The sequence below is a fragment of the Kitasatospora sp. NPDC048715 genome, from assembly GCF_043198905.1.
In the GTDB taxonomy this organism is placed as follows: Bacteria; Actinomycetota; Actinomycetes; order Streptomycetales; family Streptomycetaceae; genus Kitasatospora; species Kitasatospora lactacystinica.
Window position 1 is genome coordinate 242,791 of record NZ_JBICVH010000004.1, and the last position, 14,872, is coordinate 257,662.

The 14,872-nt window shown below is 75.3% G+C and carries 11 protein-coding genes; 9 read left to right on the plus strand and 2 right to left on the minus strand.

Going from position 1 to position 14,872, the window contains the following annotated elements; genetic code table 11:
• Positions 1–86: 86 nt before the first annotated feature.
• Complete coding sequence (locus ACGFSC_RS10130) at positions 87–1,550, minus strand: hypothetical protein (protein ID WP_359911181.1); 1,464 nt, start codon at positions 1,548–1,550, stop codon at positions 87–89.
• Between the two features lie 228 nt (positions 1,551–1,778).
• Here ACGFSC_RS10130 and ACGFSC_RS10135 point away from each other — a divergent pair, with 228 nt between their 5' ends.
• The gene (locus ACGFSC_RS10135; RefSeq protein ID WP_359911184.1) at positions 1,779–2,690 is read left to right on the plus strand and encodes a LysR family transcriptional regulator; all 912 of its coding nucleotides are present in this window, start codon (positions 1,779–1,781) and stop codon (positions 2,688–2,690) included.
• A 277-nt stretch (positions 2,691–2,967) separates the two neighbouring features.
• Positions 2,968–3,510, plus strand: coding sequence for a helix-turn-helix domain-containing protein (locus ACGFSC_RS10140; protein WP_359911187.1), 543 nt, complete (start codon positions 2,968–2,970; stop codon positions 3,508–3,510).
• A 73-nt stretch (positions 3,511–3,583) separates the two neighbouring features.
• On the opposite strand, the gene ACGFSC_RS10145 is transcribed toward ACGFSC_RS10140, so the two are convergent.
• Entirely contained in the window at positions 3,584–4,600 is a 1,017-nt protein-coding gene (locus ACGFSC_RS10145) for a hypothetical protein (RefSeq protein ID WP_359911189.1), read from the minus strand.
• A 266-nt stretch (positions 4,601–4,866) separates the two neighbouring features.
• Between ACGFSC_RS10145 and ACGFSC_RS10150 the strand changes: the two genes are divergently transcribed.
• The 7 genes from ACGFSC_RS10150 (at position 4,867) to ACGFSC_RS10180 (ending at position 14,853) form a co-directional block, all read left to right on the plus strand.
• On the plus strand, positions 4,867–6,426 hold the full coding sequence (locus tag ACGFSC_RS10150; RefSeq protein ID WP_359911191.1) for a DUF3604 domain-containing protein: 1,560 nt from the start codon (positions 4,867–4,869) through the stop codon (positions 6,424–6,426).
• Between the two features lie 125 nt (positions 6,427–6,551).
• On the plus strand, positions 6,552–7,367 hold the full coding sequence (locus ACGFSC_RS10155) for a heparin lyase I family protein (protein ID WP_359911193.1): 816 nt from the start codon (positions 6,552–6,554) through the stop codon (positions 7,365–7,367).
• Positions 7,368–7,416: 49 nt separating this feature from the next.
• A complete protein-coding gene (locus tag ACGFSC_RS10160) occupies positions 7,417–8,979 on the plus strand; it encodes an ABC transporter substrate-binding protein (protein ID WP_359911196.1) in 1,563 nt (520 codons plus the stop codon).
• An 87-nt stretch (positions 8,980–9,066) separates the two neighbouring features.
• Entirely contained in the window at positions 9,067–10,026 is a 960-nt protein-coding gene (locus ACGFSC_RS10165) for an ABC transporter permease (RefSeq protein WP_359911199.1), read from the plus strand.
• Positions 10,023–10,874 carry an ABC transporter permease subunit gene (locus ACGFSC_RS10170; RefSeq protein WP_359911202.1) on the plus strand — a complete coding sequence of 284 codons (852 nt, stop codon included), beginning with the start codon at positions 10,023–10,025 and terminating at the stop codon, positions 10,872–10,874. The genes ACGFSC_RS10165 and ACGFSC_RS10170 overlap by 4 nt, the downstream gene beginning before the upstream one ends.
• Positions 10,875–10,888: 14 nt before the next feature.
• On the plus strand, positions 10,889–12,805 hold the full coding sequence (locus tag ACGFSC_RS10175) for an ABC transporter ATP-binding protein (RefSeq protein ID WP_359911205.1): 1,917 nt from the start codon (positions 10,889–10,891) through the stop codon (positions 12,803–12,805).
• 17 nt (positions 12,806–12,822) lie between these two features.
• The gene (locus ACGFSC_RS10180; protein WP_359911208.1) at positions 12,823–14,853 is read left to right on the plus strand and encodes a hypothetical protein; all 2,031 of its coding nucleotides are present in this window, start codon (positions 12,823–12,825) and stop codon (positions 14,851–14,853) included.
• Positions 14,854–14,872 lie beyond the last annotated feature (19 nt).

Below are 14,872 nucleotides of genomic sequence, written 5' to 3' on the forward strand. Positions count from 1 at the left end.
CCGTCGGGAGGGCCGGTGGTCAACGGCCGGGGGTGATCCCGTCCGGAAATACGTCAACGGACGTATCCCGCAAGGGAGTCGGGACCTTACAGGCGGCGCCGGAAGACGTCCGTGGTGGCGCTGTCGGCGACGGGCGCCAGGTTGCCGTCCTCGGCGCTGAACAGCAGGGTCGTGTCGTCGGCGTCGACCTGCGGGAAGAAGGCGGAGGTGGTGCTCTGCGAGCCGTCCTGGGTGAGGGTGACCCGCTCGGTGTGCCCGCTGCGCAGGTCGGTGCGGAAGATGTCGGCCTGCCCGTTGGTGTCGCCGGGCACCAGGTCGGCGACGTCGGAGGTGAAGTACACCCAGCGGTCGTTCAGCGGCATGACGGGGTTGTAGGAGGATTCGAGGGCGCTGCCGGACAGCGGCTGGTTGACCTTGGTGGTCCGGCCGGTGGCCAGCTCGCGGGCGTAGACGTCCTGGTGGACACCGTGCGAGCCGGGCCGGCCGCCCTCCTCGTAGACCGTGTAGAGCGCGTAGCGGCCGGAGGGGCTGATCCGCCCGTCGTTGCCGGCGCCGATGAGCTCGCCGGTCCCGTCGTAGCTGGCGCCGGTGATCTTCCCGGTGCGGGCGTCCCAGACGTAGTACGGGTAGGCGCGGATTCCGGTCAGCTCGGCGCCGTCGGCGGTGTCGGCGGTGTCGGCGGTGTCGGCCGCGGATGCGGCGGAGGCGGCTCGGTCGGCTGCGGTGGCTTGGGTGGCTCGGTCGGTTCGGTCGGCGAGCGAGGACGGGGCCTGGTCGGCCGGGAGCAGGTTGCCGGCCCGCGAGGTGAAGCCGATCACGGTGCCGTCGGCGCTGATCGTCGGGCGGGAGGAGTTGTGGTCGGCCGGGGTGCCGTCCGCCCCGGTGCTGACCACCCGGGTGGTGCGGGTCCAGCGGTCGGTGACGAAGACGTTGAACCTGCCGCGGCGCACGCCGGGTGCGAGGTCGGTGCGGTCGGAGGAGTAGACCACGTAGCGGCCGTCCCCGCTGATGGCGGCGTCGAAGGCGTTGCGGGCGCTCTGGTCGTCGCCCGCGCCGGAGGTGCCGTCGCCCGTGGTGACCAGCTCGGTGCGGCCGGTCCAGCGGTCCCGGACGAAGACGTCGGTGGGGTGCTTCGGCCGGCCGGGCACCACGTTGGTCGCGTAGCTGCTGAACGCCACGTACCGGCCGTTGCCGCTGATCGCCGCGTCGTTGGTGCCGGCGTCCAGCGCGGAGCCGTCGGCGGCGACGCTGATCCGCTCGGTGCGGCCGTTGCGCAGGTCCCGGACGTAGACGTCGCCGACGGCCCCGGCGCCGCCGGGCAGCAGGTTGGTCGCCGACGAGGAGAACAGCGCGTACCGGCCGTCGCCGCTCAGCCCGAGCGCGAACGAGGGCCCGTTCAGGGCCTCGCCCTTGGCGCTCTCGCTGACCCGGGCGGTGTCGCCCTTGGGCGGGCGGGCCTCGGCGGCGGGCATCGCGGCTCCGGCCGCCGTGACGGCCGCCAGGACGGCGGCGGTACGGGCCAGTCGGCGGCGGGTGCGTGCAGTGGTCATCGATCATCCTCCCCTGATGACTGCCCCGGGCCCTCGGCCCCCCGTGGCCCGGTCGGCACGAGCCAAGCGCCGCGCGGATGTCCGGTCAACGGACAGGAGCGATCTCGTCCGGAAATGCGCCACCGCGCGTGCCTCCGGCCGAAACCGCTGCTCCGGCGGGCCCGCCCGGCCCGCCCGGGTTCCGGCCCGCCGGTCCGGCACGCCGCGCCGCGCTGGCAGAATTGGTCCGTGATCGACGCACGACGGCTGCGGACCCTGCGGGCCGTGGCGGACCACCGCACCGTGACCGCCGCGGCGGCCGCCCTCTACCTGACCCCCTCCGCGGTCTCCCAGCAGCTGGCCGCCCTGGAGCAGGAGACCGGCCACGACCTGCTCGCCCGGGAGGGCCGGGGCGTACGGCTGACCGCCGCCGGGGAGATCCTGCTCGGCCACGCCGACGTGGTGCTCGCCCAGCTGGAGCGCGCCGAGGCCGACCTCGCCGCGTACAGCGCGGGCGTCTCCGGGGAGGTCACCGTCGCCTCCTTCGCGACCGCCATCGCCTCGGTGCTCGCCCCCGCCGTGGGCCTGCTCGCCGAGCGCGCCCCCGGGGTGCGGCTCAAGGTGCTGGACGCCGAGGGCGACGCCAGCCTGCCGATGGTGCTGGACGGCCGGGCCGACCTCGCGGTGGCCGTCGAGTACCGGGGCGCCCCGCGCGCCGACGACGCCCGGCTGACCCGGGTGCCGCTGTACGCCGAGCCCTTCGAGGCCGTCCTGCCGCTCGGCCACCGGCTGGCCGACGAGTCCGGCCCGCTGGCCGTCGCCGCGCTGGCCGACGAGCCGTGGATCGGGCCGTACCCGGGCAACCCCTGCCACGACGTGGTGCTGCTGGCCTGTGAGCACGCCGGGTTCCAGCCCCGGCTGCTGCACTCCTCCGACGACTTCCGGGCCGTGGTGGCGCTCGCCTCGGCGGGCCTCGGGGTGGCGCTGGTGCCGCGCTCGGCGCTGCGCGGCGTCGACCTCCGCGAGGTCGCGGTGCGGCCGGTGGACAGCGAGCTCGCCACCCGGCGGGTCTTCGCCGCCGTCCGGACCGGTGCCGACGGGCACCCGCTGGTCCGGCCGGTCCTGGACTCCCTCGCGCAGGCGGCGGCCGCGGGCGCGTGAGCCGACCGCGGGCGGGGCGGCCGCGGGTCCTGCGGCCCTCGGCGCCTGCGGCTGCTCGGGCCCTGCGGCTGCTCGGCGTCCCGGGTCGGGCGGCCCGCCGTGGTGCTTCCGGCGTGGCGTCCCGGTCCGGGCGGCCGTGCAGCCGCTGGTCCGTGCGAGCGGTCGAGGTTCGGCGCCCCCCTCGGGACCGCCCCCGCTAAACGGTACCGACCGGTACCGACTGGAGGACGGTACCGACCGGTACCGTTTGGCGTCAAGAGTGGATAGGATCGGCCGCGTGGCAGTCAACGCACGGGCGCGCCTGCTGAGCACGGCCGAAACCCTCTTCTACGCGAACGGCATCCGCGCGGTCGGCGTGGAGCGCATCCTCTCCGAGTCCGGCGTGGGCCGGGCCTCCTTCTACCGGCACTTCACCGGCAAGGAGGAGCTGGTGACCGCGGTCCTGGAGGGCCGCGACGTCCGGTGGCGGGCGTGGCTCTCCGAGCGGGTCGCGGCGCACGGCGGCCACCCGCTGCACGTCTTCGACGCGCTGGCCGAACGGTTCGCGACCCAGGACTTCCGGGGCTGCGTCGCGATCAACACGATGACCGAGATCGCCGACCCGGCCAGCCCGGCCCGCCGGATGGCGGCCCTGCACAAGACCCGCGTCATCGACCTGGTCGAGCGGCTGATGCGGGACGCCGGCGTCCCCGAGCCCGGGGAGCGCGCCCGGCAGTTCGCCCTCCTGATGGACGGCGCCATCGTCACCGCCCTGCGCGAGGGCACCCCGGACGCCGCCTGGCGGGCCCGGGGCATCGCCGAGGCCCTGCTGGCCGCCTGAGGCCCGAAGCCCGAGGCCCGAAGCCCGAGCCTGACGCGGCGGCCCGGGCGGACCGGGCCGCCACGCCCCCGGCTCAGGCGTGGTGCGGCGCCGCCGGGCTGCCGTCGGGGCGGACTCCGGCGAACTCGTCCAGGACGGCGACCCGCAGCTCGTGGGCGCCGTCCGGCCGACTCTGCTCGTAGTAGAGGTACCAGCGGCCGCGGGCCGGGACGAGGTCGGCGTACCGGATGTCCAGCCAGGGGCCGTCCGGGGTGAGGCGGTGCCAGCCGCGCAGGTCGGTGGAGGCGGCCAGGCCGCAGCGCTCCTCGTAGTTGCCGGCGGCGTCCGCCGAGCCGTCGTAGAGCGCGAGCCAGCCGCCCCGGCCGTCGGGCAGGACGGTGGTGATCCGGGACTCGTAGCCGTCCCAGGCGCCGGCCGGGCCGACGTCCAGCGCCTCGGCGGCGCGGCCCGGCGGGGCGGTGAAGCGCAGCCCGTCCGGGGACACCGCGAGCGCGGTGGGCTGGACGGTGAGGCCGGTGGTGTGGATGTCGGCGTCGGCGTGGGCGCGGTCCTGTTCCTCGGGGGTGAACGGCCGGGCGCGGGAGACGGTGGCGAACAGGTGGACGCCGGCGTCGGTTTCGAGCAGGTACGGGTCCTTGACGCCCTCGGTGCCGGTGGTCGCGGCGGTGAGGACGGGGGTGCGGGTGGCGAGGTCGAAGGACTCGGGGGCGTCGGCGCGCAGGGCGTCGACGCGCCAGCGGTTGTCGGCCGGGTCGACGTAACTGAGGTGGAGCAGGTATCCGCCGTCGCGGCGCAGCAGGGCGAGGCGTTCCATCGAGGGGGAGCCCAGTTCGTCGCGCCGGACGGACCACAGGTCGTGGAAGGCGATGCCGTCGGTGCTCTCGGCGACGGCGCAGCGCCAGCCCCGGTCGGGCCCGTGCGTCGCGCCGCGCGGGCGGCGCTCGCGGTAGGTGAGCAGGAAGCGGTCGAGGTCAGGCTCGTACCGGACGCCCGGGCAGCCGGCCCAGTAGCCGGGTTCGGGGCGCTCGGGGGCGCGGACGAGGTGGGAGGCGCCGAGGTCGGGCGCGGCGGGCAGGGCGGGGTGCGGCATGGATCCGTCCTTCGGGGAAGGGGTGTCGCGAAGTTTCTATCAGATCGATCAAAAGTCCGGGCCAAGCGCGGTGGGCCGCCGTCGACCGGCTGACCGGAGAGGTGAACAGCTTCACCAGCAGGTCTTCTATGAAGACGATGTTTCGCCCGATGGCGATCGCACGACACCGAACCGCCGAGCCTTGACCGTTCCCTGGAGATCGCGGCTACCTTCTTCTCAGAGTCGATCAAACATGGCCGACCAGGACCCGAGGAAGCCCCGCCCCGATGACCGCCCCCAGCACCGACGCACCCGGCTACGCCGGCCTGGGCCTGTACGTCGGCGACCTCCACAACCACTGCGGCATCAGCTACGGCCACGGGAGCATCGAGGACGCCTACGCCAACGCCCGGCTCCAACTCGACTTCGCCAGCGTCACCGGCCACGGCTGGTGGCCCGACCTGCCCGAGCGCACCCCCGAACTGGCGAGCCTGGTCGACTACCACACCGAGGGCTTCGCCCGGCTGGCCCGGCTCTGGGACCACGTCCAGGACGTCACCGCCGCCGCCCACGAGGACGGCCGCTTCGTCACCTTCCAGTCCTTCGAGTGGCACAGCCTCGCCCACGGCGACCACTGCGTGTACTTCGACGGCCCGCGCGGCGAGATCATCCGGGCGGCGGACCTGGACGAACTGCGCGCCCGGCTGCGGGTGCTCGCCGCACAGGGCGTGCGCACCTGGGCGCTGCCGCACCACATCGGCTACGGGCCGGCCCGCCGCGGCATCGACTGGGCCTCCTACACCGAGGAGTTCGCCCCGGTGGTGGAGATGATGTCGATGCACGGCTGCGCCGAGTCCGACGAGGCGCCGCGCAGCTACCTGCACACCATGGGCCCGCGCGCCGGCACCGCCACGGCCGTCCACGGCCTGCGCCTGGGCCACCGCTTCGGACTGATCGGCTCCACCGACCACCACAGCGCCTTCCCCGGCAGCCACGGGCACGGCCGGGTGGCGGTCTGGGCCCCGGAACTGACCCGGGACGGCATCTGGAACGCCGTCCAGCAGCGCCGCACCTACGCGATCACCGGGGACCGCATCCTGCTCGCCACCTCCGTCAACGGCGCCCCGATGGGCGCCGAGGCCGCCTCCGCCGACCGGCGCCGGATCCACGTCACGGTCCAGGGCCGGGACGCGCTCGACCACGTGGAACTGCTCCGCAACGGCGTACCCGTCCACCGGGTCAGCCGGCCCGAACTCCTCTCCGGCGCCGGCGGATCGGACGCCTTCTCCGGCACCCTGGGCTTCGCCGTCGGCTGGGGCCGGCGCGGCGAACCCGTGCACTGGGACGTCGTGCTGCGGATCGAGGGCGGGCGGCTGCTGGACGTCCAGCCCCGGTTGCGCGGCCCGGAGACCGTCGCGCCGGCCGAGGCCGAGCCGGACACCTACCGGCCGTCCTGGTGGGAGCGCACCGGGCCGGGCGAGATCCGGCTGCGGACGGTCACCGACGGCAACCCCAACACCGCCACCGACAGCACCCAGGGCTTCTCGCTGCGGATCGAGGGCGACGCGCGCACCCGGCTGGTCGCCGTCGTGAACGGCGCCGAGAGCGCCCACGCCGTCGGCGAACTCCTCGCCGGCGCGCGGACCGGATTCACCGGCGGGTTCGTCTCCGGCGCCTACCGCTTCGACCGGGCCGTGCCCGACCGGGAGACGACCGCCGAATTCGAGCTGACCGACGAACGCCCCGGCGGCGACGGGGACTTCTACCACGTGCGGGTCCGGCAGCTGAACGACCAGTGGGCCTGGTCCAGCCCGACCTGGGTGGGACCGGCCGACTCCTGTAGTTAGGGCCTGTCGTCGAACTCCCGTCTGCGGGGCGTTCGACGACAGGCCCTTGGCCGGCTGACGCCGTCCCCCGTCAGCCGGCCGCGCCCCCGGTCGATCAGCCCCGAACCTCCAGAAGGAGAAGAACCATGTCCCGCCTCCCCGGCCGCCTCGCCGGCGCCGTGCTCACCGCCGCCCTGGCCGTGACCGCCGCCGCCCCGGCCCACGCCGCCGTCCCCGCCCCTGCCGCTCCCGCCGCTCCCGCCGCTCCCGCCGCTCCCGCCCTGGTGTCCGGTACCGACGTCTTCGCCGACGACTTCGAATCCGGCACCGTCTCCGCCTGGACCCGCCAGCGCGTCGACGGCAACGGCAGCATCACCGTGGCCGGCGCTCCCGCCGGCGGCAGCGGCCTGGCCGCCCGCTTCGCCGTGCCGAACGACGGCGTCTCCTACCGCTCCGAGGTCGCCGTCAACTCCCTCGGCTGGGGCAGCTACCGCTTCGCCCTCGCCGACTACCTGCCCGCCGACTGGGTGCGGACCCCCACCGAGACGATCGTCGCCCAGTGGCACGGCTACCCGCTCGCGGACGGCAGCGACACCAAGCCGCCGATCGCCCTGACCGTCAAGGACGGCAGCTGGCGGCTCAAGGTGCACTGGCTGTCCGACCCCAGCACCGTCCAGGAGGCGGTGATCCCGCTCGGCGACGTGCAGTTCGGCCACTGGAACCAGTGGGCCTTCGACATCACCTGGTCCACCGACACCACCCCCGGCGCCGTCACCGTCTTCCGGGACGGCGCGCAGGTCGGCGCGTACAGCGGCCTCAACAACTACCACCAGAACCAGTCGCCGTACTTCAAGACCGGCATCTACCGGGCCAACTGGAACCCGGCCAAGAACATCCCCTACCCGACCGGCGGCCCCGACGTGGTGGCCTGGAGCGACAGCGTCGTCGTGACCAGGTACTGACCCGCGCGCACGGACCCCGGACCCCGAGAACCGAAGAGGTAGCACCACCATGAGCGACGCAGCCCGTCACCGCGGCCTTCCCCGAAGAGGCTTCCTCGGCCTGAGCGCCGGAGCGGCCCTGCTGGCGGCGGGCTGCCGCTCGGCCACCGAGGACGCCGCCGGCGGGGCCGCGGCCTCCGCCACCGCCTCCGCGCCGGACCTCCAGATCGTCTACGGCGCCGCCCCCGACCCCACCCAGCTGCTCCACCGCGGCCCGGACACCCCGGTGTTCGTCAACCTGGTGCTGGACCGGCTGGTCGACCTCGACCCGCAGACGCTGCAGCCCGTGCCCTGGCTCGCCACCTCCTGGGAGTGGAGCGCCGACCGCACCCGGCTGGTGCTCAAGCTGCGCGAGGACGTCACCTTCCACGACGGCCGCCCGCTCGACCCGGACGACGTCGTCTTCTCGCTCACCGGCGCCGCCAAGTCCTCCCAGGTCAAGCCGCTGCTGGAACGGCTCGCCGACATCAGGGCGAGCGCCCGCAACGAGGTCACGCTCACCCTCGCCAGGCCCACCAGCAACCTGTTCGACGCGCTCGCCTTCAACCCCGTGGTGGACGCCCGCAGTTACGTCGACGGCAAGGCCGCCGAGAAGGTCAACGGCACCGGGCCCTTCACCTGGCAGTCGTTCAAGGGCGGCAACCAGCTCGACCTGGCCCGCTACGACCACTACTGGCAGAGCGGGCGGCCCCGCTTCGAGCGGATCACCGTCCGGTCGGTGACCAGCAGCCAGGCCGCGCTGTCCGCCCTCCAGTCGGGACAGTCCCACCTGATCGGCGCGGTGCCCGGACGCGACCTCAAGGTGCTGGGCGGGAACCCGGGCTTCGCCGTGCAGTCCGCCAAGTCCTCCTACCAGCAGGCGTTCCTCGGCGTGAACACCACCAGCAGGCCCTTCGACGACCGCCGGGTGCGCCAGGCCCTGCAGTACGCGGTGGACCGCGAGCGCATCGTCGCCCAGGTGTACGGCGGCCACGCCGAGGCGAGCAGCCTGCCCTGGCCGTCCAACACCCCCGGCGTCACCCCCGACCAGGTCACCCGCTACCCGCACGACCCGGAGAAGGCCCGCGGGCTGCTCCGGGAGGCCGGTGCGGAGGGCGCGCGGGTGCCGCTCACCGCCGCCAACTCGCCGGTGTTCGCCTCCCTCGTGGAACTGGTCAAGTACGACCTGGAGCAGGCCGGCTTCGGCGTCGACGTCCAGCTGCTCGACAACGCCGCGCTCCAGCCGAAGATCCAACAGGGCACGCTGGAAGGACTGTTCATCGCCAACCACGGCATGGTCAGCGTCTCCCCGCTGAGCGGGATCACCGTCTCCGGCCCGCTCCAGGTCGGCCGGAACACCTCGCACGTCACCGACCCCGCCTACGCCGAACTCCAGTCCCGCGCCTTCGCCGCCGCCGACGAACAGGCCCGGGCCGACGTCAACCACGAACTGTCCGAGTACCTGCTCGCCGAGTCCTTCCACATCACCCTCGCGCACGCCTGGGAGACCTACGCCTTCGCCTCCTCGGTGCACGGCGTGGCCACCAGCGCGCTCGGCTACCTGCGGCTCGACGACACCCGCCGCACCGCCTGACGCGCCGCAACGCGACCGCCGTCCCAGGGCGACCCCCACCGTCCTGGGACGGCGGCCCCCGCCCGCCCGACCACCCGGAGTACCCCCGTGCCCTACTGGACCAGAAAGGCGGCCGGCGCGCTGGCCACGCTCTGGCTCGCCTCCGTCGCCGTCTTCCTGCTGCTCCGCCTCGCCCCCGGCGACCCGGTGTCCGCCGCGCTCGGCGCCGATGCCGACCAGGAGCAGCGCGACCGGCTCGCCGACAGCCTCGGCGTGGACCGGCCGATGCCCGTCCAGTACCTGGGCTGGCTGCACGGGCTGCTCACCGGCGACCCCGGCAGCTCCTTCCACTACCGGGAACCGGTCACCCGCCTGATCGGCCAGAGCGTCGGCAGCACCGTTCAGCTCGCCCTCGCCGCCGGCCTGCTGATGCTGGTCCTCGGCCTGCTGCTGGGCGTCGCGCTGGCCTCCGAGCGGCGGGGCCGGCTCGCCCGGGTGCTCGACCCGCTGGCCACCGCCCTGCTGGCGCTGCCGGTGTACGTCACCGCCGTGCTGTTCGTCTTCGTCTTCGCGGTGCTGCTGCGCCTGCTGCCCGCCGGCGGCGAGCGGGACCTGTTCGCCGCGCCGGACCTCGCCGTCCAGTACCTCGCCCTGCCCGCGGTGGCGCTCGCGCTGCCGGGCTCGGCGGTGCTGGCCCGGCTGCTCGCCACCGAGCTGCGCCGCACCCGCCAGGAGGAGTTCGTGCTGACCGCCGTCGCCAAGGGGGCGTCGCCCCGGCGGGTCCTGGCCCGCCATGTGCTGCCCAACAGCCTGGCGCCGTTCTTCGTCGAGTTCGGCCTGCACCTGGGCGAGCTGCTCGGCGGCGCGGTGGTCGCCGAACAGCTCTTCGCCCGGCACGGCCTCGGCCAGCTGCTGCTGGACGCCATCAACCAGCGGGACTACCCGGTCGCCCAGACCCTGATCATGCTCGCCGTCGCCGTCGCCGTGCTCGTCCAGCTCGGCTCGGAGCTGCTGGTCGGCCGGCTCGACCCGCGGATCGCCCGCGCCGGCACCGGGGAGGACCGGTGACCGCCACGACCACCCCCGCTGCGCGCCGCCGGCGGCTCGCCCCGCCCGCGCTCCCGGCCGCGCTGCGCACCCGGCGCGGCCGCACCGGCGCCCTGCTCGTCCTCCTGGTGGTGCTGCTGGGGCTGCTCGGCCCGCTGCTGGCCGCGGACCCCTACCGGCAGGGCCCGGACGCCCTGGCCGGGCCGTCGGCGGCCCACCTGCTGGGCACCGACGAGGTCGGGCGCGACCTGCTCGCCCGGGCCCTGGCCGGGATCCGCACCGAGCTGCTGGTCTGCCTGCTGGCCGTCCCGGCGGCCGCCGTGCTCGGCACCGCGCTGGGACTGCTCGGCGGGCTGAACCGGCTGCTGGGCGAGGCCGTCCAGCGGCTGTTCGACCTGCTGCTGGGCCTGCACGGCGTCCTGCTCGGACTCGCGCTCGCCCTGCTGGTGCGCCCCGGAATCGGCACCGTGGTGGCCACCATCGTGCTCAGCGCGCTGCCCTCCTTCGGCCGCCAGGCACGGGCCGCGCTGCTCGCCCAGCTGGCCCGCGACCACGTGGTGGCGGCCCGGGTGCTCGGCGTGCCGCGCGGCCGGATCCTGCGCCGCCACGTGCTGCCGAACGTCGCCGACGCCACGACCGCGCTGCTGGCCGTGGCGATGGCGCACGCCGTCAAGACCGAGGGCGGACTGAGCGTGCTGGGCCTCGGCATCCAGCCGCCCGCCCCCTCGCTCGGAACGATGATCAACACCGGCTCCAAGTACCTCTTCCTCCACCCGGGTTACGCCCTGGCGCCGGTCCTCCTGCTCGGCCTGCTGGTGTTCGGCCTGACCCTGCTCGCCGACTCGTTCAACCGGGAGAGACTGCGTTGACCACGACTGATCCGGTGACCACGACCGATGCGGTGACCACGACTGATCCGGTGACCACGACCGGTGCGGTGACCACGACTGATCCGGTGACCACGACTGATCCGGTGACGACGACCGGTGCGGTGACGACGACCGGGACCGACCGGGCCCCGACCGCCGCCGCGGTGCCGGGCCCGCCGCTGCTGGAGGTGCGCGGCCTGCGCGTCACGGCGGGCGGCGGCGAGGCGGTGCGCGGGGTGGACTTCACCGTGCGGCCGGGCGAGATCCTCGGCCTGGTCGGCGAGTCCGGCTCGGGCAAGACCCTCACCGCGCTGGCCGTCAACCGGATGCTGCCGCCGGGCTGCCGCATCACCGGCGGCACCGTCCGGTTCGACGGCACCGACCTGCTCGCCCTGCCCGAACCCGCCGTGCGCGCGGTGCGCGGCCGACGCATCGGCATGGTCTTCCAGGACCCGCTGGCCCACCTCAACCCCCGGATGCCGGTCGGCCGCCAGCTCGCCGAGGCGGCCCTGGTGCACGGCGCGAGCCGCCGGGCCGCCCGCGACCGGGCGCGAGAACTCCTCGACCTGGTCGGCATCGCCGAGCCCGCGCGCCGCTACCGCGACCGGCCGCACGAGTTCTCCGGCGGCATGCGCCAGCGCGTGCTGATCGCCATGGCGATGGCCAACCGCCCGGACCTGCTGATCGCCGACGAGCCGACCACGGCGCTCGACCCGAGCACCCGGGTGGAGATCCTGGACCTGCTGGTCCGGCTTCGTGACGAGACCGGCACGGCCGTCCTGCTGATCACCCACGACCTCGGCGTGGTGGCCCGCGGCTGCGACACCGTCCAGGTGATGTACGCCGGACGGATCGTCGAACGGGCTTCCACCGCCAACCTGTTGGCCGCACCCCGACACCGGTACACCGCCGGGCTGCTGGCCGGCGTGCCCCGGCTGGACGGTCCGCCCGGCGCACCGCTCGCCGTCATCGGCGGACGCCCGCCGGCGGCCGGCCGGGCACCGGACGGCTGCGCCTTCGCTCCGCGCTGCGCGGCCGCCGACGACCGCTGCACGGCCTCGGCGCCGCGGTGGACCGGTGCGGCCGACTCCGGCTTCGCCTGTCATCTCCCGGTGTCCCAAGCTGTGGTGACGGAGCGTCAGGACAGCGGGCCGCGACGGTCGGAGCGGGCCGCCGAGCCCGTCCTGGTCGCCGACGGCCTCACCGTCCGCTACGGCCGCCGCCGCCCGCCCGCCCTGGAGGGCGTGAGCCTGAGCGCCGCGCCCGGCCGCGCGGTCGGGGTGATCGGCGAGTCCGGCTCCGGGAAGTCCACCCTGGCCCGCGCGCTGCTCGGGCTGGTGCGCCCGCAGGCCGGGACGGTGCGGGTGGACGGCCGGTCCTGGGCCGAGGCCGACCGCGCCGAGGAACGCGAGCTGCGCCGCCGGGTGCAACTGGTCTTCCAGGACCCGTACGCCTCGCTCAGCCCCCGGATGACGGTGCGCGAGGCGCTGGCCGAACCGCAGGCCGCCCACGGGCCGCGGGACCGCGACCCGCGCGGGCTGTGCGAGCTGGTCGGCCTGCCGGAGGCGGTGCTCGACGCCCGGCCGCACCGGCTCTCCGGAGGCCAGCGCCAGCGGGTCGCGATCGCGCGGGCCCTGGCCGTCGGCCCGCAGGTGCTGGTCGCCGACGAGCCGACCTCCGCGCTGGACGTCTCGGTCCAGGCGCAGATCCTCAACCTCTTCGCCGAACTGCGCGAACACCACGGCGTCGGGCTGGTGTTCATCTCGCACGACCTCGCGCTGGTCCGGCACCTGTGCGACGACGTGCTGGTGCTGCGGCACGGCCGGGTGGTCGAACGGGCCCCCGCCGCCGAGCTGTTCGCCGCCCCCGCCCACCCGTACACCCGGGAGCTGCTGGCCGCCGCCGGCGCCCCCGGCCCGACCCGCCCATGACCGGACTCTGGAGCCCCATGCCTGCCGTGCCCCCCTCGCGTCGCCAACTCCTGCTCGGCACCGGTGCGGTGGCCGCGCTCTCGGTGCTCGGACCGGCCGGGACCGCCGTCGCGGCGCCGCCGAACGGGCCGTCGACCCGGCCGCCGACCCGGCCGTCCAGCGGACCGGACGTGACCGAACTCGGCCCCGGGAACAGCGACTTCCCACTGATGAGCGCGACGCTGATCGGCGACACCCTGTGGATCGGTTCGCGCAACCTCGCCCCGGCCCGGGTGATCGGCCACCACCTGCCGACCGGCCGGGTCACCGCCACCGTCGAGCTGCCCACCGGCAACTTCGTCCAGGGCTCGGCCGCCCGGGACGGCGTGCTCCACCTCGGTGTCACCGACGCCCCGGGCGCGGCCAACCTCTACCGCTACGACGGCACACTGACCGCGCTCGGCAACGTCCCCGGCGCCGACGTCCGCGACGTGGCCGTCGCACCGGACGGGACGGTCTACGCGACCGGACGGCAGAAGGGCCGGGCCGCCGGTCCCGGCCTCTACGCCTGGAGCCCGGCCACCGGCGCCGTCACCGAGGTCGCCTCCCCGGCGCCCGGCGCCACCCAGGGCCGCGCCGTGGCGGCCACCGCGACCCACGCCTACCTCGGCGTCGGCAGCAACCTCGCCGGCGGCGGCGGAGCGACCCGGGCGAGCCTGTACGCCGTCGAGCGGGCCACCGGCGCCGTCACCGACATCACCCCGCCCGACCTGCGCGGCGACACGATCATCCGCCGGATCACCGTCCTCGGCGACGACCTGCTGGCCGTCTCCACCGAGGGGGCACCCGCCCACGTCGCGCTCCTCGACCCGGCCGGCCACCGGGTGCTGCGCTCCTTCGCCGTCCCCGGCACCAAGAGCGTCACCAACTTCCAGCGCCGCGGCGACACCCTCTGGTTCACCTCCACCGAGCACGGCGTGCTGTGGCGCCACGACCTCGCCACCGGCGCCCTCGACCAGCTCGCGGTGCCCGTGCCGGACGGCAACTCCTGGGGCCTCGGCCGGCTCGGCGACACCCTGGCGGGCGTCACCGAGGGCGGCACCGTCTGGACCCTGGACCTCGGCACCGGGACCGTCACCACCCGGGACCTGGTCGAGGCCGGCGCGCCCGCGGCCCCCCAGCTCGGCATGTCGGTGGCGGCCCGCGCCGGGCGGGTCTACGTCGGCGGCAACGGCTCGATCGCCCTGCACGACCTGGCCGCCGGCACCGTCCGCAAGCTCCCGGTGCCGGGCGAGGCCAAGGACACCCTGGTCCTCGACGACGGCACCCTCTACCTGGGCGTCTACTCCTCGCAGGGCATCTGGCGCTACCGGCCGGGCGCCGACCGGGCACCGGTCGAGGAGGCGGCGCTGCCCCAGGAGCAGAACCGGCCCCAGGTGATCCGCCGGGACCCCGACAGCGGCCTGCTGCTGCTCGGCGTCCAGGCCGACACCACCGGCGGCGGCTCCTTCGTCACCTACCGCCCGGGCAGCGGCCGGCCCACCGTGCACACCGACCCGCTCGGCCCCGAGCAGATGGTGCGCGCCGTGGCCGCCGGGCGCGGACAGGCCTTCCTCGGCGGCGACAACGCCCGGCCCACCGGCCCGCGCGGCGACCTGGCCGGCTGGGACCCGGTGGCCGGCCGCGAACTGTGGCGCACCGCGACCGACCTGGGCGCGGGCGTCAGCAGCCTGGCCGTGCACGGGCACACCCTGTACGGGCTCACCGTGAACGGCCGGGCGTTCACCGTCGACCTGCGGGGCTCCGGGAGGCGCGGGTTCACCCCGGTGATCGGGCGGCGCGCCGACCTGGGGGCGGTGTCCGGCGCCAACCCGCGGCTGCTGGCCCTCGGCGGGGCCCTGTACGGGGTCAGCGAGCGCACCCTGTTCCGGCTGGACCGCGACACCCTGGCCGCGACCGTGCTGGTCGAGCTGGACGCCGAGTGGTACAGCGGCGCCCGGCTGGCCGCGGACGAGGACGGGGTGCTCTACACGCTGTGCGGGCGCGAACTGATCGCCGTCCGGCCGTAAACGGCGGGGGAGGGGCCGG

Bases quoted from the DNA above. Each gene is read 5' to 3' on its own strand.
- ACGFSC_RS10145 (WP_359911189.1), bottom strand. From the start codon at position 4,600: ATGCCGCACCCCGCCCTGCCCGCCGCGCCCGACCTCGGCGCCTCCCAC.
- ACGFSC_RS10180 (WP_359911208.1), top strand. From the start codon at position 12,823: ATGCCTGCCGTGCCCCCCTCGCGTCGCCAACTCCTGCTCGGCACCGGT.
- ACGFSC_RS10130 (WP_359911181.1), bottom strand. From the start codon at position 1,550: ATGACCACTGCACGCACCCGCCGCCGACTGGCCCGTACCGCCGCCGTC.
- ACGFSC_RS10160 (WP_359911196.1), top strand. From the start codon at position 7,417: ATGAGCGACGCAGCCCGTCACCGCGGCCTTCCCCGAAGAGGCTTCCTC.
- ACGFSC_RS10150 (WP_359911191.1), top strand. From the start codon at position 4,867: ATGACCGCCCCCAGCACCGACGCACCCGGCTACGCCGGCCTGGGCCTG.
- ACGFSC_RS10155 (WP_359911193.1), top strand. From the start codon at position 6,552: ATGTCCCGCCTCCCCGGCCGCCTCGCCGGCGCCGTGCTCACCGCCGCC.